Origin of the sequence: Autumnicola psychrophila (genome assembly GCF_031846645.1) — a bacterium.
Taxonomy (GTDB): domain Bacteria; phylum Bacteroidota; class Bacteroidia; order Flavobacteriales; family Flavobacteriaceae; genus Autumnicola; species Autumnicola psychrophila.
On sequence record NZ_JAVRHN010000044.1, the window covers coordinates 1 to 233 of the forward strand.

The 233-nt window shown below is 39.1% G+C and carries 1 pseudogene; it reads right to left on the reverse strand.

Annotation, left to right across the window (positions count from 1 at the left end):
- Positions 1 to 233, reverse strand: a pseudogene (locus RM541_RS17425) (ISAon1 family transposase); the annotation flags it as partial.

Here is a 233-nt window from a genome sequence, read left to right on the forward strand (position 1 = left end):
CGTTTTGAAGTTGGTATTTTAAGAAGCTGCTCTATAATAGGTTCTACCTTGGTTCCTGAGAAAATAGCTACGATACTGCCCTTTCTACCCTTAGCTTTTTTATTGGTAATGATGGTATACAACTCTCCTTTGGAGAGTGCTGTCTCATCTATAGAGAGCTTTGAGCTGATATTCTCAGGGAAGATGAGCCATTCTTTGGAATGAGGTTTTTGATCCCACTCTTTAAAATCGCT